This window comes from Neisseria sp. P0006.S004 (assembly GCF_051963015.1).
Taxonomy (GTDB): domain Bacteria; phylum Pseudomonadota; class Gammaproteobacteria; order Burkholderiales; family Neisseriaceae; genus Neisseria.
On sequence record NZ_JBQCUS010000002.1, the window covers coordinates 1 to 23,265 of the forward strand.

Consider the following 23,265-nt stretch of genomic DNA (forward strand, 5'->3'; position numbering starts at 1 on the left):
TAACTAACTGTGTTATACTGTCTGCTTCGTTTTCTTCACCGCGTCAGCAGCGAAGAACCGAACTATACGCCCCCAAATAAAACCAGTCAACACCTTTCGCAAAATTATTTCTAGAAATTTAACCACCACCCTGTTTTAACAGGGTTTTTATTTCTAAAAAAATACTATCAAACTTCCTACACTCCCCATACATACAAAAAATACAAAACAAAGGCCGTCTGAAATGCTCTTTCAGACGGCCTTTTGAGGTTTCTATATCTATATTTTAGTCGGCGAACTGTTTTTTCATTCGTTCGCGTCGCTCTTGCGCTTCTACGGACAATGTCGCGGTCGGACGTGCCAGCAGGCGTTTGAGGCCGATGGGTTCGCCGGTATCGGCACAGAAACCGTAATCGCCTTCGTCAATACTGCGGAGAGTCGCTTGCACTTTATTGAGAAGTTTACGCTCGCGATCACGGGTGCGCAGTTCTAAAGCGTATTCTTCTTCTTGAGTAGCTCGGTCGGCTGGATCGGGAGCGGATTCGTGCTCTTGAAGATGGCCGGTAGTGGTGTTTGCATTTTCAATCAGTTCTTCTTGCATTTTAACCAGTAGTTCGCGGAAGAAGGCCAATTGGTCGCTGTTCATGTAGTCCTCTTCAGGACCATCCCAGTTTAAAATATCTTGTTCTGTCAGCTTTGCCATGGTGTCTGCTTTCGGTTTGTTGTTAATGATTTAGATGCTACGGGTTTGCTTTTATTGGGTTTTCTTAAATTTCCGTTTTGGAAATTGGGCGAATCATATCATGTTTTACCTATTCATTTGTTCTTTATATTTCGATTTGCACTTTTTTGCACTACCTTACACCTAAATATATTAAAGCGCTTTTTAGGACGTTGTATTTTTGGTTATTAATGCCTGCTGCGCTTTCAGACGGCCTATTGAAGCAACCATAGGTTGGTTTGCTGGATAAGTTGGGGAAACCATCGGGCCAGCCACAACCATAATAAGAGCACCAACAAACTGCCTGAAAAATCGTATCGTCCTACGCGTAAGAAGGAAAACGGTTTGAGCAATGGCTGCAGGATTCGTTCGATGGCATAAGTCAACGGCGAATAGCGACCTTGTATGCTGGCCACCATTCTAATAATCAGACCGATAAGTAATGTATAGGCCGCGGCTTTCAGCATATGGAGTGCGGCAAACCAGAAGTTTGCCAAAATCAGCTTATTGCTGATGGACAGCGCCGGCGATATAAAAATAATGGCGGTACAGGCAAGGTAGTACACCAGAAAACCTGCGGGTAGGCAGTACCAATCGGTTTTCGCGCCGGATGGAAATGCTTTTTGCCAAGGTTTGGTAAGCCAGCCTGTTGCCTGTATGCTGAATTTGAGCAGGGGGTGCTCTGCTGCCAATCCTGCGTATCGGAGCAAAAAGCGTGTGATACACAGGATGGCAACAGCGTCTGCCAATAATAAGAGCAAGTCGCCGCGCATGTTCAGACGGCCTTGTATTGTTGCGCCATTTCTTGCGAACGTTTGACGCAGGCTTCTACGCCCTGTTCGATGGCTTCGGCAACGTGACGGGCTTTGAAGGTTTCGATGGCTTCGTGTGTCGTGCCGCCTTTGGAAGTTACGTTTTGCTGTAATTGTGCGAATGCTTCGCCGGTTTGTTCGGCCAAAGCCACTGCGCCTTTAAATGTAGCAAGGCTCAGTTCGCGTGCGTCTTGTTCGTTGAAACCTTGTGCCAAAGCCGCGTTTTGGAGCGCACCCAACAGATAGAAAACATAGGCGGGGCCGCTGCCGCTGATGCCGGTAATATTGTGGAGTTGCTCTTCCTCGTTCAGCCAAACGGTTGTGCCGACAGAGCGCATGATGCCGTCTGCGGCTGTGCGGTCGGCTTCTGAAACACCCGCATCAGCAAACATACCGGATACGCCCAAACCGATTTTGGCTGGCGTATTGGGCATGATGCGCACGATACGGCGTGTGCCGCCCAGATACTGGCTGAGGGTATCGATGGACAAACCAGCCGCTACGGACAACACCAGCGCACCATTCAAACGGATGTTTTGACAGGCTGCCTGCATGTCTTGCGGTTTGACGGCGAGAATAAGGACATCGTCCGCACTCAATTCAGGCAGGTTTTCAGAAGCGGCTACGCCCAATTCTTGAACCAGTTGCGCTCGTCTCTCTGCGCCGCGTTCGACAATGTGGACACGATAGCCGTCTTGTTTGACCAAACCGCCTGCAATGGCAGTCGCCATATTGCCGCCGCCGAGAAAATAGATATTCATATATATGTCACTCCTTTGTGATATCGATCAGGCCGTCTGAAACTGCTGTCTGCCCTGTTCAGACGGCCTATTACTTTTATTGAGGATAATGCCGCTTGCCGAAAATCGCGCTGCCGATGCGGACATGGGTTGCGCCGCATTCTACCGCGATTGGCATATCTCCGGACATACCCATAGACAAAACATCTGCTTCGACGCCTGCCGCATTCAACTCAGCCAACAGCCGCTGCATGGTATGAAACTGGCTGCGCAATTCATCGTCGCTGCTGTCGGCCTTGGCCACACACATCAATCCGCGCACTTTAATATTCGGCAACTTGGCCACTTCAAGGGCCAGCGCAACCGCTTCAGCGGGCGCTACGCCGTGTTTCGCCTCTTCCGCGGCAATGTTCACTTCAATACACACCTGCAACGGCGGCATTTCAGATGGCCTTTGTTCACTCAAGCGCCGCGCCGTTTTTAGACGGCCTATCGTATGCACCCAATGTGCGCGTTCGGCCACAAATTTGGTTTTATTAGACTGCACATCGCCGATAACGTGCCAAACAATATCCGGCAAATCGGCCAGCGTTTCCGTTTTTTCAAACCATTCCTGAATATAGTTCTCGCCAAAATCGCGCTGACCGGCCGCATACACTTCGCGGATATCGTCTGCCGGAAACGTCTTGCTGACCGCTACCAGCTTTACCGCATCCGCAGGCCGTCCTGCAGCCTCAGCCGCCTGTTCAACCGCCCGGCATACATCCTGATAGTTTTGTTGCAATACCGACATGGTTTTCTCCTTTAACCCGTTCATCACTCGGCATTTTGAAAATTTTACTTGGTCGAACGGATTTATCTATTTAAAATAAAGCGATTTTATTATTCTAAACCAAAACAAGGCCACATTATGCAGATTACCGACTTACTCGCGTTCGGCGTGAAAAACAAAGCCTCCGACCTCCATTTGAGTTCGGGCATTTCCCCCATGATACGCGTACACGGCGACATCCGCCGCATCAACCTGCCCGAGATGAGTTCGGAAGAAGTCGGTACCATGATTACCTCGGTCATGAACGACCACCAGCGCAAGCTCTATCAACAGGATTTTGAAGTTGATTTCTCATTTGAGCTGCCTAATGTTGCCCGTTTCCGCGTCAACGCCTTTATGACCGAACGCGGCCCGGCCGCCGTATTCCGTACCATTCCGAGCACCGTCCTGACGCTGGAAGAATTGCGTGCGCCGCGCATTTTTCAAAAAATTGCCGAAAATCCGCGCGGTTTGGTCTTGGTAACCGGCCCGACCGGTTCGGGTAAATCCACCACGCTGGCGGCGATGGTCAACTACATCAACGAAACCCAACCGGCCCACATTCTGACCATCGAAGACCCGATTGAGTTCGTCCACCAAAGCAAAAAGGCGCTCATCAACCAACGCGAGCTGCATCAACACACCCACAGCTTCACCAACGCCCTGCGTTCCGCCCTGCGCGAAGACCCAGACGTGATTTTGATCGGTGAGATGCGCGACCCTGAAACCATCTCCCTCGCCCTGACCGCCGCCGAGACCGGCCACTTGGTTTTCGGTACGCTGCACACAACCGGCGCCGCCAAAACCATCGACCGTATTGTCGACGTATTCCCTGCAGGCGAAAAAGAAATCGTGCGCTCCATGTTGTCCGAATCCTTGCGCGCCATCATTTCCCAAACCCTGCTGAAAACCCGCGACGGCAACGGCCGCGTCGCCGCACACGAAATCCTGATTTCCACACCGGCCGTGCGCAACCTCATCCGCGAGAACAAAATCGCCCAAATCAACGCCGCCCTCCAAACCGGTCAGGCCCACGGTATGCAAACCCTTGATCAAGCCCTGCAAACCCTTGTCCGCCAAGGCACCATCAGCCCAGAGCTGGCACGCAGCAAGGCGCAAAACATCGAAAACCTCTCTGTTTTCTAAACCATAATCAGGCCGTCTGAACCCCATCATCCCGTTTTCAGACGGCCTTTCAGCCTGACCGAATACCCGTTTTAAAGAGAATCATCATGAGCGACCTCGCCCCTCTGCACGACCTGTTAAGCGAAATGGTGCAAGCCTACTCACAAAAAAACCAAGCACCGCACATCCCCACCCCGGCCGAAATCGGCACGCATCTTCATCCCCTGCTCGACCGTATGTGTGAAGAGGCCGAAAAACGCAACGCATCCGACATCTTCATCAGCGCAGGCTTTCCTCCTGCCATCAAAGTCGGCGGCACCCTCACGCCCATGCCCCACAAAGCGCTGACCGGCGCGGACACCGCCGCCATCGCCGAATCCACCATGAACCCCGACCAGCTCGAAGCCTTCAACCGCGACTGGGAAATCAACTATTCCGTCCAATCGCGCAGCAACACACGCTACCGCGTCAACGCCTACCACGAGCAAGGCCGCGTCGGCATGGTATTGCGCCGCGTCAGCCAAGACATTCCCGAGATGAAGACCCTCGGCTTACCCGAAAAGCTCCAAGAGCTTGCACTCGCACCGCGCGGCCTGCTGATCCTCGCCGGCCCGACCGGTTCGGGTAAGTCCACCACCATGGCCTCCATGCTCAACTACCGCAACCAAAAGCTGCCCGGCCATATCGTTACCATCGAAGACCCCATCGAGTTTATCTACAAACCTTGCCGCAGCATCTTCACCCAGCGCGAAATCGGCATCGATACCGACAACTGGAAAACCGCCGTTCAAAGCGCCATGCGTCAAGCACCCGATGTCGTCTGCATCGGAGAAGTCCGCAGCGAAGAAAGCATGGAATACGCCCTTCAACTGGCTCAAACCGGCCATCTGTGCGTTTTCACCATCCATGCCAGCACGGCCTCCCAAACCATTGAGCGCATCATCAACTTCTATCCGGAAGACCGCCGCCAACAAGTTTTGATGGATTTGGCGTTAAACCTTGTCGGCATCATCGGCCAACGCCTCACCATCAAGAAAAACCGCCAACGCACGGCCGTTACCGACCTCCTGCTCAACACTCCGGCCATGCAGGACTTGATTTTCAAAGGCGAATTGCTGGAAATCCGTGACCTGATGGCACGCTCCGGCAGCAACGGCATGCAGACGTTCGACCAAAACCTCTTCAACCTCTACGCACAAGGCCAAATCGAACTCAGCGAAGCCCTGCGCCAAGCGGTATCCGCCAACGATTTGCGCCTGCGCATTCAAATGCACGACGAGGGCAACAATACCGAACGCCTCTACGACCGCATCAGCGACCTCAACCTGATGACCTAATGGCGCAAGCCAAACAAGGCCGTCTGAACGGATGTGGAAACGAAATCAAGTATTTCCCCGTATCCGTTCAGACGGCCTTATCCTATTTCAAACATTCTGAAACCGACTGAAAATCCTGTTAAAATCGAATCATTCACCTCATAACGAATAATAAACAACACCATCATGAACACTCCGCCGCTCAAACCTCTGATCATTGCCTCCCTGCCCGTCTTCGCCAGCGTATTCATCGCCGCCACCCTCGTTTGGCACTTCGACACGCCCAAACTGGTTATGCCCTTCGTACTCGGCATTATTGCCGGCGGTTTGGTCGATTTGGACAACCGCCTCACAGGCCGTCTGAAAAACATCATCATCACCGTTGCCCTGTTCACCCTCTCCTCGCTGCTTGCCCAAAGCACCATCGGCACAGGCGTTCCCTTCATCTTGGCCATGACCATGATGACTTTCGGCTTCACCATCCTCGGCACCATCGGCCTCAAATACCGCACCTTCGCTTTCGGTGCGCTTGCCGTCGCCACCTACACCACGCTGACCTACACCCCCGAGACCTACTGGCTGACCAACCCTGTCATGATTCTGTTGGGCACTGTCCTATACAGCGTCAATACCCTGATCTTCCAAATCATCCTGCCCCACCGCCCCGTCCAAGAAACCGTTGCCAACGCCTACGACGCACTCAGCAACTACTTCGATGCCAAAGCCGACTTTTTTGATCCCGACGAAGCCGCATGGTTGGGCAACCGCCAAATCGACTTGGCCATGAGCAACACCGGCGTGATTACCGCCTTCAACCAATGCCGCGGCGCACTTTTCTACCGGTTGCGCGGCCAACACCGCCATCCGCGTACCGCCAAAATGCTGCGCTACTACCTCTGCGCACAAGACATGCACGAACGCATCAGCTCCGCCCACGTCGATTACAGCGAAATGGCCGAACAGCTCAAAAATACCGACCTCATCTTCCGCATCCGCCGCCTGCTCGAAATGCAAGGCCAGGCGTGCCGCAACGTTGCCTCCTCCCTGCGCAACAACAAACCCTACGCATACAGCAAACGCCTCGGCCGCGCCATGGAAGGCTGCCGCCAATCCCTCAGCCATTTTGCCGAGACCCATGCCGATAATGCCAACCTTCACAATATCCGCCGTCTGCTCGACAATCTCAGCAGCGTCGATTACCAACTGCGGCAACTGCAAAACGATGCGTCCCTTGCCGAAAACGACAACGCCAACACCCGCATCGCCGCCCTTGAAAATACCAAGTTCCGCAATATCGGCGAAACCGTCCTCAGCCAGCTCAATTTCGAATCCGGCGTCTTCCGCCATGCCACCCGCCTCTCCATCGTCGTGGCCGCGGCCTGCATCATTGTCGAAATCCTTCATCTCAACCTCGGCTACTGGATTCTGCTGACCGCCCTTTTCGTCTGCCAGCCCAACTACACCGCCACCAAAAGCCGCGTGTACCAACGTATCGCCGGCACGATTCTCGGCGTGATTGTCGGTTCGCTCGTCCCCTACTTCACCCCGTCTGTTGAAACCAAGCTTTGGATTGTCATCGCCAGCACCACCCTGTTCTTCATGACCCGAAGCTACAAATACAGCTTCTCCACCTTTTTCATCACCATCCAAGCCCTGACCAGCCTTTCGCTTGCCGGTTTGGACGTGTACCACGCCATGCCCATCCGCATCATCGACACCATCGTCGGTTCCGTTATCGCATGGGCCGCCGCCACCTACCTCTGGCCTGATTGGCGTTACCTCACCCTCAGCCACACCGCCGCCCAGACCATCACTGCCAACGGCCGCTATCTCGACGCCATCCTCGACCAGCTGCAAAACGGCAGCCGCGACGATTTCGACTACCGCCTCACCCGCCGCCAAGCCCACGAAAGCACCGCCGCCCTCAGCAGCACCTTATCCGACATGAGCAGCAACCCGAAAAAATACCAAAACCGCCTGCAAGACGGCTTTACCCTGCTCAAAACCAGCTATGCGCTGACCGGCCACATTTCCGCGCTCGGCGCATACCGCGACCAGGTTCATCACGACGGCAGCGATACCTTCGCCCCATATGCCCGCCTGACCCACCACATCGCCGAACTCCTCAAACAAATGCCGCAGACCGAACCGACCACCTTCGATGCAAGCATCGAAGCCATCCGACAGGAGTTTGCCGATTTGGAACAGACCGACAAAGAGCAGTCCCAACAAAACCAAATCCTCAAACACCAGCTCGACCTCATCATCCGCCAGCTTGCACCGTGTTATCAGGCATTGCACAGACAGTCGGATACGCAAACCGCCTAAACCGATAACACATTTCAATAAAATAAATAAGGCCGTCTGAAACCTGATTTCCAGATTTCAGACGGCCTTTATTCAGCCATCGAAATTAAAACCGATTATGCGCCGCGTTTTTCCAAAGCAGCAACGGCAGGCAACTCTTTGCCTTCCAAGAACTCAAGGAACGCGCCGCCGCCGGTAGAGATGTAGCTGATTTGATCGGTTACGCCGAATTTGGCAATCGCCGCCAAAGTGTCGCCGCCGCCGGCAATCGAGAACGCATCGCTTTGGGCAATCGCTTCGGCCAATACTTTGGTACCGCCGGCAAATTGGTCAAATTCAAATACGCCGACCGGGCCGTTCCATACGACCGTACCGGCAGCTTTGAGCAACTCGGCCAAAGCAGCGGCAGATTTCGGGCCGATGTCCAGAATCATGTCGTCTTCGGCAACGTCGGCAATGTCTTTCACCACAGCTTCCGCATCGGCGGCAAAGGCTTTAGCGACAACTACATCGGTCGGCAACGGAACAGAGCCACCTTTGGCCGCCATTTTCGCCATGATTTTTTTGGATTCTTCCACCAAATCGTGTTCGGCCAAAGATTTGCCGATGGCTTTGCCTTCTGCCAACAGGAAGGTATTGGCAATGCCGCCGCCGACGATGAGTTGGTCGACTTTATCGGCCAAAGATTCGAGGATGGTCAGTTTGGTGGACACTTTACTGCCGGCAACGATGGCAACCATCGGATGAGCCGGTTGTTTCAGGGCTTTGCCCAAAGCATCGAGTTCGCCCGCCATCAACACGCCGGCGCAGGCAACCGGTGCGGCTTGGGCAACGGCTTCAGTCGAAGCTTGGGCGCGGTGGGCGGTACCGAATGCGTCGTTGACGAACACGTCGCACAAAGAAGCGTAGGCTTTGCCCAGCTCCAAGTCGTTTTTCTTCTCGCCTTTGTTGATGCGCACGTTTTGCAGCATCACGACATCACCGGCGTTCAAAGTCGGTTTGTTTTCACGCCAGTCGTTCAATACTTTCACGTCTTTGCCCAACAGTTTGCCCAAATGCGCGGCAACAGGCGCCACATCGTCTTCAGGATGGAATTCGCCTTCGGTCGGACGGCCGAGGTGGGTCATCACGATCACAGACGCGCCGTTGTCCAAGCAGTATTTAATGGATGCGAGCGAAGCGCGGATACGGGTGTCGTCGCTGATGTTGCCGTCTTTAAACGGTACGTTCATATCGGCGCGGATCAGAACGGTTTTGCCTTGAACATTTTGTTCGGTCAGTTTCAAAAATGCCATGATGATTCCTTTGTGATGGTTGGAAACGGGAATGTTTGGGATTATCCGCGAATGAGGCGCGACGGTAAAGATTGGCAACGGCCACGCTTGATGTGAATCAGCAGATAAGGCCGCAGGCCGTCTGAAACATTCGGCCTATCTTTGCAGATTTTCCGCTATACTTTGGCGATTGATTTTCATTTTACGGATTGAACCATGTTACGCCGAATTGCTTTAATGCTTGCCTTCACGCTGCCTGCCGCCTCATGGGCGCAGACGCTTTCTGAAACCCTGCCCAACGGTCTGAAAATCATCGTCAAAGAAGACCATCGCGCACCTGTGGCCGTTTCGCAGATTTGGTACAAAATCGGCAGCGTGGATGAAAAACCGGGCAAAAGCGGCCTGAGCCACGCTTTGGAACACATGATGTTTAAAGGCACGAAAGACGTTCCCTCCGGCGAGTTCAACCGCCGCGTATCCGAGCTGGGCGGGCAAAACAATGCCTATACCAACCGAAATGAAACGGTGTATTACGAAAACGTCGCCGCCGCCAACCTGCCCGAGATTCTGAAGCTCGAGGCAGACCGCATGCACAACCTCAACTTCAGCGACAAAGAATTCCTCAACGAGATGAACGTCATCCGTGAAGAACGCCGCCAGCGCACGGAAGACACGGCCGACGGCAAAATGTGGGAACAAGCCTATCTTGCCGCCTTTACCCAACCGTCGATGCGCGCCTCCGTCATCGGCTACATGAAAGATTTGCACACGCTAAAAGCCGACGACCTTCGCGCGTGGTACAAACAATATTACGCGCCCAACAATGCCGTATTGGTCATTGTCGGCGATGTCGATGCCAAACAAACGCTTCAGACGGCCGCCAAACTCTTTGGCGATATTCCGGCCAAAGCCCAGCCGCCGCGCAACAAGCTCCATACCGAACCCTATTTGCGCAAGCCTGTTACAGTCAAAGCCACTTCTCCGGTTACACACCAGCCGCTGATTGCCATCAACTTCCGTGTGCCGAAACTCCAAAAACTCGATGACACGATGCCTTTCGCCCTCGACATCCTCTCCGATATTTTGGCAGGCAACGCGTCCAGCCGTTTTGATAAAAACCTCGTGCGCGGCAAGCAAACCGCATTGAACGCAGGAACGCATTACGACATCATCAGCCGTGAAATGCCGCTGTTCAGCGTCATGGCTATGCCTGCCGAAGGCGTGAAAACCGATACTCTGATTGCCCAGCTGCGCCAAGAAATCAAAGACATTGCCGACAACGGCGTTTCCGAAGAAGAATTGCAGCGCGTCAAAACCCAGGCAGCGGTCAGCGAAATCTACGCCAAAGACTCCATGTCTTCCCAAGCCTCCATGATGGGCCGCCTCGAAGCGCGCGGTTTCCAATATACCGACGAACAAGAAATCCACCGCCGCTTGCAGGCAGTCAGCGCGCAAGAAGTACAGGCCGCCGCCCAGATGTTGACCGACGATCGCATGAGCACCGTCATCATCGAGCCGCAAAAACCTGCTGCCGCGCCAAGCAAAAAAGCTGCCAAACGCCGATAAACATCAGGCCGTCTGAAAGCCCATACCCTTTCAGACGGCCTTAACAGAAAGCCACAACATGAAACCCACCCTGCTCGCCCTTGCCCTACTCCTGCCCTTAAGCGTCCAAGCCGCCACCGACATCCAGCGCTGGCGCAACCACGACGGCACCCAAATCCTCCTTGTCGAACGCCACGAAAACCCCATCATCGACCTTGAAGTCAGCTTCAAGGGCGCAGGCAGCGTCGCCAATCCGGACGGCAAAAGCCAAGTTGCCGAATTTACCGCCGCCCTTCTGACCGACGGCACCCAAGAACTGGACGAAGAAGCCTTTAATGCCGAAGCCGACAACATCGGCGCGCACATCAGCAGCGACAGCAATGCCGAGAGCGCGTCCGCAGGCTTCCGCAGCCTCAGCAAAGCCGACATCCGCGACAAAGCCGCCAACTTGCTCAACCACTCGCTGACCCGTCCGCGCTTTGATGAAGCCGTTTTCCGCCGCCGTCAAACCCAATCCATCACCGGCTTGCAACAACAGGAAACCACCCCCGACTACACCGCCACGCGCGAACTGACTAAACTCATCTACCCGAACCACCCCTACGGTAGCGGCGCAAACATAACCGTTGACAGCCTCAAACAAGTTAGTCTGGACGACATCCGCGCCTTCCACCGCACCCACTACGGCAAAGACAACGCCATTGTCGCCATCGTTGGCGACCTCAACCGCAAACAGGCAGAGCAACTGGTCGAACGCGTCCTCAAAGACCTGCCGGCCAAAGCCACTGCAACCCACGCCATCCCGCCCGTTCCTAAACAAACCGCCCAACGCCGCGACATCCCCTTTGCCGGCACACAGGCACAAATCCTGCTCGGCACCTCCCTCATCAAACGCCACGACCCCGACTACTATGCCCTCGTTGCCGGCAACTACATCCTCGGCGGCGGTGGTTTCGACAGCCGCCTCATGAAAGTTTTGCGCGACCAACACGGCTACACCTACGGCGTATACAGCAGCCTCGCCCCGGCGACAGAAGAAGGCACGTTTGCCGTTTCCTACTCCACCCAAAAGAAAAACACCAAAGCCTCACTGGCAGACACCCAAGCCGTCATCGAACAGTTTATCGCCGAAGGCCCGAACGAAGCCGAGCTGAAACAGGCCAAAGCCAACATCGTCGGCGGCTTTCCCCTGCGCTACGACTCCAACGACAAGCTGCTCAACTACCTGAGCCTGATCGGCCTCTACGACCTGCCCAACGACTACTTGGAAGCCTACCCCAAAGCCATCAACAGCCTGACCGTCGAACAAGTCCGCGACGCATGGCAACGCCGCGTCAAATTCAAAGACCTCAACACCGTCGTTGTCGGTGCAGAATAAAACGCTTTAAAACAACAGGCCGTCTGAAAGATTTTTCAGACGGCCTGTTTTCCTAATTATCCAAATTATTTATGTTATTGTGATACAATCACTTGTTTTTTCAATTTTTGATCGTAAAAGGAATATATTTTATGAAAACTTACAAAATATTCAAAAATCCGACAGGTCAATATGAAGCTGTCAAACAAGGTTGGTCTTGGCCTGCATTTTTCTTTGGCGGCATCTGGGCATGCGTGAAAAAAATATGGGGTTTGGGTATCGGAATCTTTGTTGTATTTATAATTTTGAATTTAATCGCCGGTGACAATCCGGCCATGGGAAGCCTTGTCAGCGCACTTGGCTTCGGTGTAGGCATTGTACTTGGCTTACAAGGCAACAAATTGCGTGAAGGAAATCTAAAAAAACGCGGCTATCAAGAAGCACCTAAAATCATTCAGGCCAATAATCCGGAAGCTGCTGTCGCACAATACATTTCCGAATACGAAAAATAAATCGGATTCTTAAAACATAAAGGCCGTCTGAAACCTGATTCAAGGTTTCAGACGGCCTTTTTTAACCGGTCAATTACTTATTCAACCGTTACCGATTTAGCCAAGTTGCGCGGTTTGTCCACGTCTGTACCGCGTGCAAGGGCGGCGTGGTAAGACAGGAGCTGCACAGGGATAGTGTGCACAATCGGTGAGAGTACGCCGACGTGGCGTGGGGCGCGGATAACGTGCACGCCTTCGGTGGCGTTGAAGTTGCTGTCGAGGTCGGCGAAGACAAACAGTTCGCCGCCGCGTGCGCCGACTTCCTGCATATTAGCTTTTACTTTGTCCAACAGGCTGTCGTTCGGGGCAATCACGACAACAGGCATGTTCTCGTCCACCAAGGCCAACGGACCGTGTTTCAACTCACCCGCAGGATAAGCTTCGGCGTGGATATAGGTAATCTCTTTCAGCTTCAATGCGCCTTCGAGGGCGATTGGGAAGTGGATGCCGCGGCCGAGGAAGAGTGCGCTGGTTTTCTTGGCAAATTTTTGCGCCCAAGCGGCGATTTGCGGCTCCAGATTGAGAGCGTGCTGAATGCTGCCCGGCAGTTGGCGCAATTCTTCAACGTATTCACGCGCTTGTTCGTCAGAAACCAGGCCGCGCTGTTTGCCTAAGGTAACGGCCAGGCCGAACAGGACAACCAGTTGGGTCGTGAACGCTTTGGTAGAGGCAACGCCAATTTCTGCGCCGGCGCGTGTGTACAGTACCAACTCGCTTTCGCGCGGCAGGGCGGATTCCATCACGTTACAAATAGACAGGCTGTGTTTGTGTCCCAAGGATTGCGCGTATTTCAGGGCTTCCATGGTGTCCAAAGTTTCGCCGGATTGGGAAATGGTGATGACCAGTTGTTTCGGATCGGCAATCACGTCGCGGTAGCGGTATTCGCTGGCGATTTCGACGTCGGTCGGCACTTTGGCGATGGATTCGAGCCAATATTTGGCGGTCAACGCGGCATAGTAGGACGTACCGCAGGCAAGGATTTTGATGCTGTGGATATCATCGAACACTTCGCGTGCATTCGCGCCAAAGTTTTCAGGCTCAAAACCGCCGTCCAAGAAGACTTCGGCAGTATCGGCGATGGCGCGGGGTTGTTCGTGGATTTCTTTTTGCATGAAGTGGCTGTATGGGCCCAACTCCAAAGAAGCCAAAGACAATTCGGACACTTTAATCGCGCGTTCGGTTTGCGCACCGGTTTTGTCGAGCAGTTTTTCGATGCCGTTTGCGTTCAGCAGGGCGATGTCGCCGTCTTCCAAGTAAGCAATGCGGCGGGTAAAAGCGATCACGGCAGATACGTCGGAAGCGATAAAGGTTTCTTGGTCACCCAAGGCCACCAACAACGGGCAGCCCATGCGCGCAACAACCATTTGTTCAGGGTTGTCTTGTGCGATAACGGCAATCGCGTATGCGCCGTGGAAACGGGCAGTCGCAGCTTGGACGGCTTCAAACAGTTTGCCACCGTTTTGCGTGTATTCGTGGTTGACGCTGTGGGCAATGACTTCGGTATCGGTTTGCGATTCGAAGGTGTAACCCAACGCTTTCAGGCGTTCGCGTTCGGCTTCAAAGTTTTCGATGATGCCGTTGTGGACAACCGCAATCATGCCGCCGGAAATGTGGGGGTGGGCATTAGGCTCGGTTACACCGCCGTGGGTTGCCCAACGGGTATGGCCGATGCCGATATGGCCGAACACGCCTTTTTCGCGTGCTGCATCTTCCATCAGCTGCACACGGCCGACACGGCGGACGCGTTTGATTTTGCCGTCCATGTTGACGGCGATACCCGACGAATCATAGCCTCGGTATTCAAGGCGTTTGAGACCGTCGGTCAGAAAATCGACTACATTGTGATTGGCGCGAATAGCACCTACGATACCGCACATATAAGTTCCTTAGTATCAAAAGTTTGAGAAAATGACTGCTGCTCCGGCTCCCGAAAGCGGCAGTCGGAAAACGCCGTTTTATATTCATTAAACGGCAAATCTAGGTTTCAGACGGCCTGTTGTTTCTCAAGGCCGTCTGAAAGTAAATAAAAGGCCGGCTTTACTTCTTATCGCCTTTTTCCGGACGCACCCAGCCTTCGATGACGGTTTGGCGCGAACGGGCGAGAACGAGTTTGCCGTCTTCGCAGTTGCGGGTAATCGCGCTGCCCGCGCCTGTCGTTACTTTGTTGCCTAGGGTAACGGGGGCAACCAGTACGCAGTTTGAACCGATGCGCACTTCGTCGCCGATGACGGTTTTGTGTTTGTTCACGCCGTCGTAGTTGGCAATAATCGTGCCGGCGCCGAAGTTGGTTTTGCTGCCGATTTCGGCATCGCCGATGTAGGTGAGGTGGTTGGCTTTGGTGCCGTTGCCGATGGTAGCGTTTTTGACTTCGACGAAGTTGCCGATGTGTACGTCGTCGGCAAGTTTGGCTTGCGGACGCAAACGGGCGTATGGGCCGATTTGGTTGTTTTCGCCGACTTCGCAACCTTCAAAATGGGAGAATGGGGCGATTTTGGTGTTGGCACCGATTTTGGCGTTTTTGATCACGCAATTGGCACCGATTTCGACGTTGTCACCGAGTTCGACTTCGCCTTCGATGACGACGTTGACGTCAATCACGACATCTTGTCCGTGTTTCAGACGGCCTCGTAAATCGAAACGTGCCGGATCGCGCAGGGTTACGCCTGCTTTGAGCAATTCTTGCGCCTGCTCGGTTTGGAAAATACGCTCGAGTTCGGCCAGTTGGAGTTTGTTGTTCACGCCGGCGGCCAGATGGGAAGCGCGGACTTGGACGGGATGAACTTTGATGCCGTCGGCAACGGCTTTGGCGATGAGGTCGGTCAGATAGTATTCGCCTTGGGCATTGTTGCTGGAAAGGCTGTTCAACCAAGCTTCGAGTTTGGCGTTGGGCAGAACCAAAATGCCGGTATTGATTTCTTTCACGGCTTTTTGGGCGGCATCGGCGTCTTTTTCTTCGACAATGGCGGTTACGCTGCCGTTGCTGTCGCGGATGATGCGGCCCAAACCTGTCGGGTCGTTGGGCACGTCGGTCAACAGGCCGACTTCGTCGCCTGCGGCTTCGAGCAGGGTTTCGAGGGTGGCTGCGTCAATCAGGGGAACGTCGCCGTACAACACCAGCGTGCGGCCTTCGGCAGACAGGTGCGGCAGGGCGGTTTTGACGGCGTGGCCGGTACCAAGCTGTTCGGTTTGTTCAACCCAAACGACATCGCGTTTGACGGTGTCCAAGACCTGCTCTTTGCCGTGGCCGATGACGACGCAGATGTTTTGGGGATTCAGGGAGGCGGCGGTATCGATAACGCGCTCAACCATGGGAAGGCCGCCGATGCGGTGCAGCACTTTGGGCATTTTGGAGTACATGCGCGTGCCTTTGCCGGCGGCAAGGATAACGATATTTAAAGCTGTCTGAGCCATGATACGGTTTCCGTTGTCGTTGTTTGAGGACGTCTGAAAAGTGTGGCAACAAGTGTTGATTGTTTTTCACTCCGCTTCAGACGGCCTTGGGAATATTGTTATTCGGTTGCTGGCTGTTGGTTGGCAAATTGCGGTTTTTGCCAGTGCTGGCCGCGTTCGCCGTGTTCAGCATGATCCGCTTGATTGGATTGGACGGCGCGGCGCTCTGGGCGGAACTGGTTGTAATTCATGTTTTTAGAATAAGTACCGTCCTGATAAACGATAGGTGTGCCGGTAGCATATTTTTGGCGTACGGCGGTACGGCCGGATTCGTTGGTGTAGGTTTCCCAAGAGCAACCGGCCAAAACGGCGGCGGCGGTCAGAATTAAAGCGAGTTTACGCATGATGTTGTCCTTGTTTTTAAATGTCGGCAATACCGTGTATTGTACTTGTTTTTTCAAAACTTCACGGCAGTTTTGTGCAAAATTCAAGCAAACCCTGCATATCTTTCGCTATGCCATCGGCAAATGGCAGCGGATGGGCTTTTTCGCCGTACCAAACGGTCTTCATGCCCAAGGCTTTGGCTTGGTGCAGATTGTCGGCGCTGTCGTCCACCATAATGCACTGTTCGGGTTTGATGCCCAACAGGCGGCAGACGTTGAGATAGGCTTGCGGATTGGGTTTGTAGAGCAGGCCGAAGTCGTCCGTGCCGAACAAGCCGTCAAAATGCGCTTCCAAGCCCAAGGCTTCAACCAATGCGCGGACATAAAACGAAGGCCCGTTGGAAAATACGGCTTTTCGCCCTTTCAGACGGCCTAAAACGTCATCAGTTCCATCCATACCCTCCACCTTTGCCAAAATTTGCTTAAGGGGGTGACTTTCACGCAAAAATTCATCGATATCGACTTCGGGATGATGGATTTGCAAACCGGCAAGCGTCGCGCCGTATCGGTGCCAATAATCTTGGCGCAGTTGGGAGGCGGCCTCTTCGGAAAGCTTCAGACGACCTGCCATGTATTCGGTCATGGCGCGGTTGATGATGTAGAAAATGCCGGCTTCGGCATTGTGCAAAGTATTGTCGAGGTCAAACAGCCAAACGGGGGAATGATTCATATCGTGCCTTGATATGCAGATTTTGTTATGATATTTCATATTTTACCCGTACAAAGGAAAGAGAATGAAACTGAAATTATCCGTCCTCGCCCTGTTGCTGGCTTCGGCAAACCTGTACGCCCAAACCGAAGTGCGTTTGGCCGTGCACAAATCCTTCAGCCTGCCCCAATCCGTCATCGCGCAATTTGAAAAAGCCAATGATGCCAAAGTGTCCGTCATCAAGGCAGGCAGCGGCAACGAAATGCTCAACAAGCTGATTTTGAGCAAGGCCAACCCGATTGCCGATGCGGTTTACGGTTTGGACAACGCCAACATCGGCAAAGCCAAAGCCGCCGGCATCCTCGCCGCCAGCCAACCCAAATCCGCGCCCGTAACCGCTTCCCTGCCTGATGCACTGGCCGTTGATTACGCCTATGTTGCCATTAACTACGACAAAAAATGGTTTGAACAGAAAAAACTGCCCCTGCCGCAAACCCTGCAAGACCTGACCAAACCGGAATATAAAAACCTTCTGGTGACCCCGTCTCCCGCCACATCTTCGCCCGGCCTCTCCTTCCTCTTGGCCAACATCGGCGGCATGGGTGAAGAAGGCGCATTCAAATGGTGGGCGCAAATGCGCCAAAACGGCGTGAAAGTTGCCAAAGGCTGGAGCGAAGCCTACTACACCGACTTCACCCAAAACGGCGGCGCCTATCCCCTCGTGGTCAGCTATGCCACCAGCCCGGCGGCCGAGGTCCACTACTCCAAAGGCAAATACAGCACCCCGCCCACCGGCAACCTCTTCCTCAAAGGCGGCACATTCCGCCAAGTTGAAGGCGCGGCCGTTTTGAAAGGCGCAAAACAACCCGAGCTGGCAGCCAAACTGGTGAGCTGGCTGCAAAGCGGTGAAGTGCAAAAAGCCCTGCCTGCCGAAATGTGGGTCTATCCGGCAGTCAAAAACACACCGCTGCCCAAAGTATTCGAGTTTGCCCAAACCCCGAAACACAGCGATTCCCCCAACCGCGCCGACATCAACACCAAACAAAAACAATGGGTGAGCCGTTGGAGCAAAACCGTTTTACGTTAAACCGAAAAACTTAAAAACACATCAAGGCCGTCTGAAAAAACAAATCATTAGTTTTTCAGACGGCCTTGTTTTACAATAATCTTTTAAACAACTTCACACGCACACACAATTATGAATTTCGATCTTCAAGTCCTCTCTTCGTTCTCCGGCTGGGAACAACTCGCCCAAACCGGCATGTCTTTCGGTACCAACCTGCTGGCTGCCTTAGCCATCTTCTTTATCGGCCGCTGGATCGCCACACGCTTGGTAACACTGATGAAAGCTGCGCTGACACGCGCCAAAGTCGATAAAACACTGGTCAGCTTCCTCGGCAACGTCGCCAACATCGGCCTGCTGATCCTCGTCATCATCGCCGCACTGGGCAAACTCGGCATCCCGACCACTTCCGTAACCGCCCTGATCGGCGGCGCAGGCTTGGCCGTGGCTTTATCTTTGAAAGACCAACTGTCCAACTTCGCTGCCGGCGCGCTGATTATCCTGTTCCGCCCGTTTAAAGTCGGCGACTTTATCCGCGTCAACGGTTTTGAAGGCATCGTCCGCGAAATCAAAATGGTGCAGACCTCTTTAAGCACGCCGGACAACGAAGAAGTCGTCCTGCCCAACAGCGTGGTCATGACCAACAGCATCACCAACCGCTCCTCCCTGCCCCTGTGCCGCGCCCAAGTCGTTGTCGGCGTCGACTACGCCTGCGACTTGAAAGCCGCCAAAGCCGCCGTATTGAGAGCGGCAACCGAGCATCCATTGTGTGTTCAAACCGAAGAACGACCTGCCGTCGTATACATTACCAACCTTGGCGACAGCGCCATCGAAATCACCCTTTGGGCGTGGACGCAAGAAGAAAATCTCGGCCCGTTCCGATTCGCCCTGAACGAGCAAGTAGTTGAAAACCTGCGTGCCGCCAACATCAACATCCCGTTCCCGCAACGCGATGTCCACCTCATCCAGCCGAAAGCCTGATTTCAGCTTTCAGGCCGTCTGAAATCCGGCGGGCCAAGCGCCTGCCCGGTTTTACCCTTTTCCCTAAGGAGCCGCCATGTCCCACCTGCAAACCATCGCCGAACACCTGACCAGCCACCGTCAAACCGTTACCTGCGCCGAGTCCTGCACCGGCGGCCTGCTTGCAGGTGCGCTGACTTCCATTCCCGGCAGCTCGCAGTGGTTTCATCAAAGCTTCGTCACATACAGCAACCAAGCCAAGCAGGAGCGTCTGGGCGTCATGCCCGACACCTTGCTGAAACACGGCGCGGTTAGCCGCGAGACCGTCTATGAAATGGCACGCGGCGCAAAAGCCGTCGCGCAGGCAGATTACGCCTTGAGTATTTCCGGCATCGCCGGCCCCGGCGGCGGCAGCGCGGCCAAACCGGTCGGCACAGTCTGGTTCGGCCTGGCCACGCCCGAAGGTTCGTTTGAGCAAACCGCGCTATTCACAGGCGATCGCGAAGCAGTAAGGGCGCAAGCCGTCGAATACGCATTGGCTTTCTTGGTGGAACATTTGGTTTGATAGAAAAACTCAGGCCGTCTGAAATCAGGTTTCAGACGGCCTTTTTATTTATCGATTCAAACCATCGGCGGATTTATACGCCCAAAAGCTCTTTGCCGAGGAAGCTGCCTTTTTCGACACCCGGCAGGACGAAGAAATAGCCACCGCCAAACGGGCTGATGTATTCCTCCAGCGGCTCGCCGTTGAGCAGGTTTTGCACGAAGATGAAGCCGTCGGCAAGGTTGGCCTGATAACAGATGAACACCAAGCCGACATCGAGCTGGCCGTTGGCGGCAAGGCCGCGCGAATAGTTGAAGGCGCGGCGGTAGAGCAGGTGTTTTTTCATGAACTCCGGATCGCGCGGATTGGCAAGGCGCATATGGCTGTCTTTGGGCGTGATTTTGCCGTCGGGGTCTTTGGCGAAATCGGCGGTGTCGCCCTCTTTTTTACCGTCCATAGGCGCGCCGCTGTATTTGCGCCGGCCGAAAATATCGGTTTGTTCCTGCATCGGGGTGCGGTCCCAAAACTCGACAAAGTGGCGGATGAGGCGGACGGCCTGATAGCTGCCGTTTTTCGCCCATGCCGGTTCGTCCAAGCTGTTGGCGGCAACGCCTGTCCACAGGACTTGATCGGCGACTTTGGGATCTTCGACTTTGGGATTGCCGGAGCCGTCGCGGAAACCTAAAAGATTGCGCGCGGCAATGGCGCCGGGTTCGGCTTTAGGCAGCCAACCGTCTATGCTCCAACGGATGACGGCAAACTGGGCGGTGTTTTTGATGATGTCGCGCAGGGCGGCTTGACAGGTTTCAGGGGAAAACGCGCAAATTTGTAGGCTGAGGTCGCCGTCGCACCAAGATTTTTGGAGTTTGTCGTTAGGAAAGTCGCGCATTTCTTGTAGGTGTTTCGGCTTTTTGTCTTTGAGGCCGAAGCGATCGTCAAAGAGGCTGCTGCCGACGCCGACGGTAACCGTCAGCCCATCGGGGCGGAATTGTTTGCCGAGGATGCCGCTGCCTGCAGGCGGGAGTTTGTCGTCGCCGTCTTGGTATTCGCCGCCTTGGGTGAGGAATTCGATGCGGGCGGTCAGTGTGCGGAACAGGTTTTCAAGTTGTTTGGCGTCTTTGGCGGTAACGTCAAAGGCACACATAATGCCGAAGAGCTGGTGTGGCGTAACGATGCCTGCCTGATGCTCGCCGTAACACGGATAGGCCAGCTCGGAATGTTGGTTGTTTTGGGTTTCGGCGGCGGCTTCGCCTTGTTTTTTACCGGCAAAATAACCGGCAACGCCGATGGCGCCGGCGGCAAGGGCAGTTTTGAAAAGGGTTCGTTTTTCGGGTTGTGCCGGTTGTTTGTTTTGGCTCATGGTCTGCTCCTTGGCAGAGAACGGAAAGATTGCAATCGTGTGAAGTAAGGTCGGTTTTCAAGCATATTTGTGTGGGCGGCAATAAGATTCAGACGGCCTTTCAATATCCAAAGGCCGTCTGAAAACGCGTTATCTTATTTCAAACCCAAAATGCCGCGCAGTTTGGCCAAGTCTTCTGCCAAGGCATTAATCGGCGCCTGCAGGGCTTTGCGGTCTTCTTCGCTCAGTTTGTCATACAGCTCGAAACCGTTCGGGGTTTTGTATTTCGCCAAAATGTCTTCAACCTGTTTGAAGTTGGCATCGGTTTTTTCCAACAACGCTTTGTCTTTGGCTTCGATCAGCGGACGGAACAAATCAACGATTTTTTTGGAGCCTTCCACATTGGCTTGGAAGTCGCTCAAGTCGGTATGGCTGTAACGGTCTTCTTCGCCGCTGATTTTGCTGCCGGCCACTTCTTCAATCAGTTCGGACGCGCCGCCGACCACCTTACCCGGAGGGAATGCCAATGCGTCGATTTCTTTTTGTAGTGCTTCGACATCGGTCATCAGTTTGGCTGCAATTTCCTTCACGCCGGATACGTCTTTTTCTACCCAAAGGGCGTGTTCGATACGGTGGAAGCCGGTAAATCCGGCATCTTTCGCACCGTCTTTGAAGTCGTCTTCACGCGCATCGATGACGGGGTCGAGTTCGCTGAAAAGCTCGGCAATCGGTTCGATACGTTCGTAATGGACGCGGGTGGCGGCAAACAGGGATTTGGCCTTTTCAATGTCGCCGGCTTTAACGGCTTCGGTAAAGGTTTTGGTTTTCGCCACCAGCTCTTTAACCTCGCCTTGAACGTAAGCTTTATAGTCGGCGAGCGGTTGGGACAGTTTTTCCAAATCCGCTTCGTTGGCAGTATCTTTGAAGCCGCTGTCGGTAACAATCAGCTTACCGCGCGGATTGGTCAACAGGCCGCAAGTCATTTCATATTCGCCCGGCAGCAGGGTAACGGTCATTTTGTCGGATAAACCCGGGGCGATGTTTTCACGCTCGTCCACCACCATCACGCCTTTCAGGATTTCCCATTCCAGCTTGCGGCCGCTGTCGTTTTTAATATTGAACACGACTTGGCCGCTGGGGACGGTCAATTCCATTGGTTCACAAGCAGTATCGTTCACGCCGATATTGACCGAACCGTCGGCATTGGCGGCAGCGGATGCGCCTGAAGCGGCAGGCGCGGCTTTTTCGGCTTCAGGCGGCTGACACGCGGTCAAACCCAGAGCCAACATTACGGACAAAGCAGTCAGATTGAATTTTTTCATTTTCATTCCTTTTTATTTAGTTAACGTTTTTGCTGGCGCACTGCCGCGCAAAAACCAAATCATGACGGGAACCAGATACAGCAGCCAAATCAGGACTTCGCCTTCGGTCGGATGGTCGGTATAGCCGAAGAAACCGCCGAGCAGCACGCCTAAAGGGCTGTCTTCATGCAAATATTTCGAGGTGTCGAAAGCGATGTCCTGCATCACATTCCATACGCCGGCCTCATGCAGCGCACGAAATGAACCGGCCAGCAGACCGGCCGCCACCACAATCAGAAACGCGCCCGTCCAACGGAAAAACTTCGCCAAGTTCAGGCGCATACCGCCCTGATAAATCAGCGTACCGATGACAACCGCCGCCAACAGCCCCAACACCGCGCCTATCGGCATAGACCACGTCGGGCTTTGCTGGAACACGGCCAGCAGGAAAAACACACTTTCCAAACCTTCGCGCGCCACGGCCAAAAACGCCATGCCGACCAAGGCCCAGCCCTGGCCGCTGCCACGGTTCAAGGCCGTCTGAACCGAATCCTGCAGATGCTGTTTCATCGAACGCGCGGCCTTCTTCATCCACAAAATCATGTACGTCAGCATCGCTACGGCCACCAGGCCGATAACGCCAACCACCAATTCCTGTTCTTTTTGCGGAATCTCGCCCGTAATGGAATGAATGCCGTAACCGATACCCAAACACATGGCCGCAGCCAAAAACACGCCCAGCCAAACCTTCGGCATCAGCTCGCTGTGTCCCGACTGTTTCAAAAAACTGGCAACAATGCCGACGATCAGGGCGGCTTCGATGCCCTCGCGCAGCATAATCAAGAAAGCAATCAGCATAAAAAACTCTAAAGTGAAACGTTCATTTGTTAACGCATTTATAACGCTTTACGCTTAATAACGCAAATTATTTTCATTTTTTAATACCCCTATATTTATTAAGATTTTTTAAAAGAAAATAACGAACGTAATCAATAAAAACTAAAAGGCCGTCTGAATTTTGTTTTTTCAGACGGCCTT

Annotated in this window: 21 protein-coding genes; 9 read left to right on the forward strand and 12 right to left on the reverse strand. The window is 53.8% G+C overall.

The window, feature by feature from the left end:
• Window positions 1-265 precede the first annotated feature (265 nt).
• From dksA to ACTHR2_RS03005, 4 genes are all read right to left on the reverse strand, one after another.
• A complete protein-coding gene (gene dksA, locus ACTHR2_RS02990; RefSeq protein ID WP_004519243.1) occupies window positions 266-682 on the reverse strand; it encodes an RNA polymerase-binding protein DksA in 417 nt (138 codons plus the stop codon).
• Window positions 683-915: 233 nt separating this feature from the next.
• Window positions 916-1,473, reverse strand: a complete 558-nt coding sequence (locus ACTHR2_RS02995; protein ID WP_263339113.1) for a YggT family protein — start codon at window positions 1,471-1,473, stop codon at window positions 916-918.
• Window positions 1,474-1,475: 2 nt separating this feature from the next.
• Window positions 1,476-2,273 (reverse strand): pyrroline-5-carboxylate reductase, encoded by a 798-nt coding sequence (gene proC / locus ACTHR2_RS03000; protein ID WP_263339116.1) that lies wholly within the window; start codon window positions 2,271-2,273, stop codon window positions 1,476-1,478.
• A 76-nt stretch (window positions 2,274-2,349) separates the two neighbouring features.
• Entirely contained in the window at window positions 2,350-3,045 is a 696-nt protein-coding gene (locus tag ACTHR2_RS03005; protein ID WP_263339119.1) for a YggS family pyridoxal phosphate-dependent enzyme, read from the reverse strand.
• Window positions 3,046-3,162: 117 nt separating this feature from the next.
• Between ACTHR2_RS03005 and ACTHR2_RS03010 the strand changes: the two genes are divergently transcribed.
• The 3 genes from ACTHR2_RS03010 (at window position 3,163) to yccS (ending at window position 7,832) form a co-directional block, all read left to right on the forward strand.
• Entirely contained in the window at window positions 3,163-4,209 is a 1,047-nt protein-coding gene (locus tag ACTHR2_RS03010) for a type IV pilus twitching motility protein PilT (protein ID WP_004519239.1), read from the forward strand.
• Between the two features lie 86 nt (window positions 4,210-4,295).
• Window positions 4,296-5,525 (forward strand): PilT/PilU family type 4a pilus ATPase, encoded by a 1,230-nt coding sequence (locus tag ACTHR2_RS03015; protein WP_049333157.1) that lies wholly within the window; start codon window positions 4,296-4,298, stop codon window positions 5,523-5,525.
• Window positions 5,526-5,690: 165 nt separating this feature from the next.
• Window positions 5,691-7,832: a YccS family putative transporter gene (gene yccS / locus ACTHR2_RS03020; protein WP_440375342.1), complete on the forward strand. Its 2,142-nt coding sequence runs from the start codon at window positions 5,691-5,693 to the stop codon at window positions 7,830-7,832.
• A gap of 95 nt (window positions 7,833-7,927) precedes the next feature.
• On the opposite strand, the gene ACTHR2_RS03025 is transcribed toward yccS, so the two are convergent.
• Window positions 7,928-9,106 (reverse strand): phosphoglycerate kinase, encoded by a 1,179-nt coding sequence (locus ACTHR2_RS03025; protein ID WP_036493913.1) that lies wholly within the window; start codon window positions 9,104-9,106, stop codon window positions 7,928-7,930.
• Window positions 9,107-9,301: 195 nt separating this feature from the next.
• On the opposite strand from ACTHR2_RS03025, the gene ACTHR2_RS03030 reads away from it, so the two are divergent.
• The 3 genes from ACTHR2_RS03030 (at window position 9,302) to ACTHR2_RS03040 (ending at window position 12,499) form a co-directional block, all read left to right on the forward strand.
• A complete protein-coding gene (locus ACTHR2_RS03030; RefSeq protein ID WP_440375343.1) occupies window positions 9,302-10,651 on the forward strand; it encodes a M16 family metallopeptidase in 1,350 nt (449 codons plus the stop codon).
• A 58-nt stretch (window positions 10,652-10,709) separates the two neighbouring features.
• The gene (locus tag ACTHR2_RS03035) at window positions 10,710-12,008 is read left to right on the forward strand and encodes a M16 family metallopeptidase (RefSeq protein ID WP_440375344.1); all 1,299 of its coding nucleotides are present in this window, start codon (window positions 10,710-10,712) and stop codon (window positions 12,006-12,008) included.
• Window positions 12,009-12,139: 131 nt separating this feature from the next.
• Window positions 12,140-12,499, forward strand: a complete 360-nt coding sequence (locus ACTHR2_RS03040; protein WP_036492509.1) for a DUF2628 domain-containing protein — start codon at window positions 12,140-12,142, stop codon at window positions 12,497-12,499.
• Window positions 12,500-12,576: 77 nt separating this feature from the next.
• On the opposite strand, the gene glmS is transcribed toward ACTHR2_RS03040, so the two are convergent.
• The 4 genes from glmS to ACTHR2_RS03060 all read right to left on the reverse strand — a co-directional run bounded on the left by glmS (window position 12,577) and on the right by ACTHR2_RS03060 (window position 17,041).
• Entirely contained in the window at window positions 12,577-14,415 is a 1,839-nt protein-coding gene (glmS, locus tag ACTHR2_RS03045) for a glutamine--fructose-6-phosphate transaminase (isomerizing) (protein ID WP_263339143.1), read from the reverse strand.
• Window positions 14,416-14,575: 160 nt separating this feature from the next.
• A complete protein-coding gene (gene glmU, locus ACTHR2_RS03050; protein ID WP_049335633.1) occupies window positions 14,576-15,949 on the reverse strand; it encodes a bifunctional UDP-N-acetylglucosamine diphosphorylase/glucosamine-1-phosphate N-acetyltransferase GlmU in 1,374 nt (457 codons plus the stop codon).
• A gap of 98 nt (window positions 15,950-16,047) precedes the next feature.
• Window positions 16,048-16,332, reverse strand: a complete 285-nt coding sequence (locus ACTHR2_RS03055; protein WP_003686634.1) for a membrane lipoprotein lipid attachment site-containing protein — start codon at window positions 16,330-16,332, stop codon at window positions 16,048-16,050.
• Between the two features lie 61 nt (window positions 16,333-16,393).
• Complete coding sequence (locus ACTHR2_RS03060; RefSeq protein WP_440375345.1) at window positions 16,394-17,041, reverse strand: pyrimidine 5'-nucleotidase; 648 nt, start codon at window positions 17,039-17,041, stop codon at window positions 16,394-16,396.
• Window positions 17,042-17,105: 64 nt separating this feature from the next.
• Here ACTHR2_RS03060 and ACTHR2_RS03065 point away from each other — a divergent pair, with 64 nt between their 5' ends.
• The 3 genes from ACTHR2_RS03065 (at window position 17,106) to ACTHR2_RS03075 (ending at window position 19,608) form a co-directional block, all read left to right on the forward strand.
• Window positions 17,106-18,107 carry a thiamine ABC transporter substrate-binding protein gene (locus tag ACTHR2_RS03065; RefSeq protein WP_101755634.1) on the forward strand — a complete coding sequence of 334 codons (1,002 nt, stop codon included), beginning with the start codon at window positions 17,106-17,108 and terminating at the stop codon, window positions 18,105-18,107.
• A 111-nt stretch (window positions 18,108-18,218) separates the two neighbouring features.
• Window positions 18,219-19,064, forward strand: a complete 846-nt coding sequence (locus ACTHR2_RS03070; protein ID WP_440375346.1) for a mechanosensitive ion channel family protein — start codon at window positions 18,219-18,221, stop codon at window positions 19,062-19,064.
• A 76-nt stretch (window positions 19,065-19,140) separates the two neighbouring features.
• The gene (locus tag ACTHR2_RS03075) at window positions 19,141-19,608 is read left to right on the forward strand and encodes a CinA family protein (RefSeq protein ID WP_440375347.1); all 468 of its coding nucleotides are present in this window, start codon (window positions 19,141-19,143) and stop codon (window positions 19,606-19,608) included.
• Window positions 19,609-19,681: 73 nt separating this feature from the next.
• Here the strand turns inward: ACTHR2_RS03075 and efeB are convergent, their stop codons facing one another.
• The 3 genes from efeB to efeU all read right to left on the reverse strand — a co-directional run bounded on the left by efeB (window position 19,682) and on the right by efeU (window position 23,085).
• Window positions 19,682-20,947 (reverse strand): iron uptake transporter deferrochelatase/peroxidase subunit, encoded by a 1,266-nt coding sequence (gene efeB / locus ACTHR2_RS03080; RefSeq protein ID WP_070504079.1) that lies wholly within the window; start codon window positions 20,945-20,947, stop codon window positions 19,682-19,684.
• Between the two features lie 134 nt (window positions 20,948-21,081).
• On the reverse strand, window positions 21,082-22,248 hold the full coding sequence (gene efeO / locus ACTHR2_RS03085; RefSeq protein WP_049335642.1) for an iron uptake system protein EfeO: 1,167 nt from the start codon (window positions 22,246-22,248) through the stop codon (window positions 21,082-21,084).
• A gap of 12 nt (window positions 22,249-22,260) precedes the next feature.
• Window positions 22,261-23,085, reverse strand: coding sequence for an iron uptake transporter permease EfeU (efeU, locus tag ACTHR2_RS03090; RefSeq protein ID WP_440375348.1), 825 nt, complete (start codon window positions 23,083-23,085; stop codon window positions 22,261-22,263).
• Window positions 23,086-23,265 lie beyond the last annotated feature (180 nt).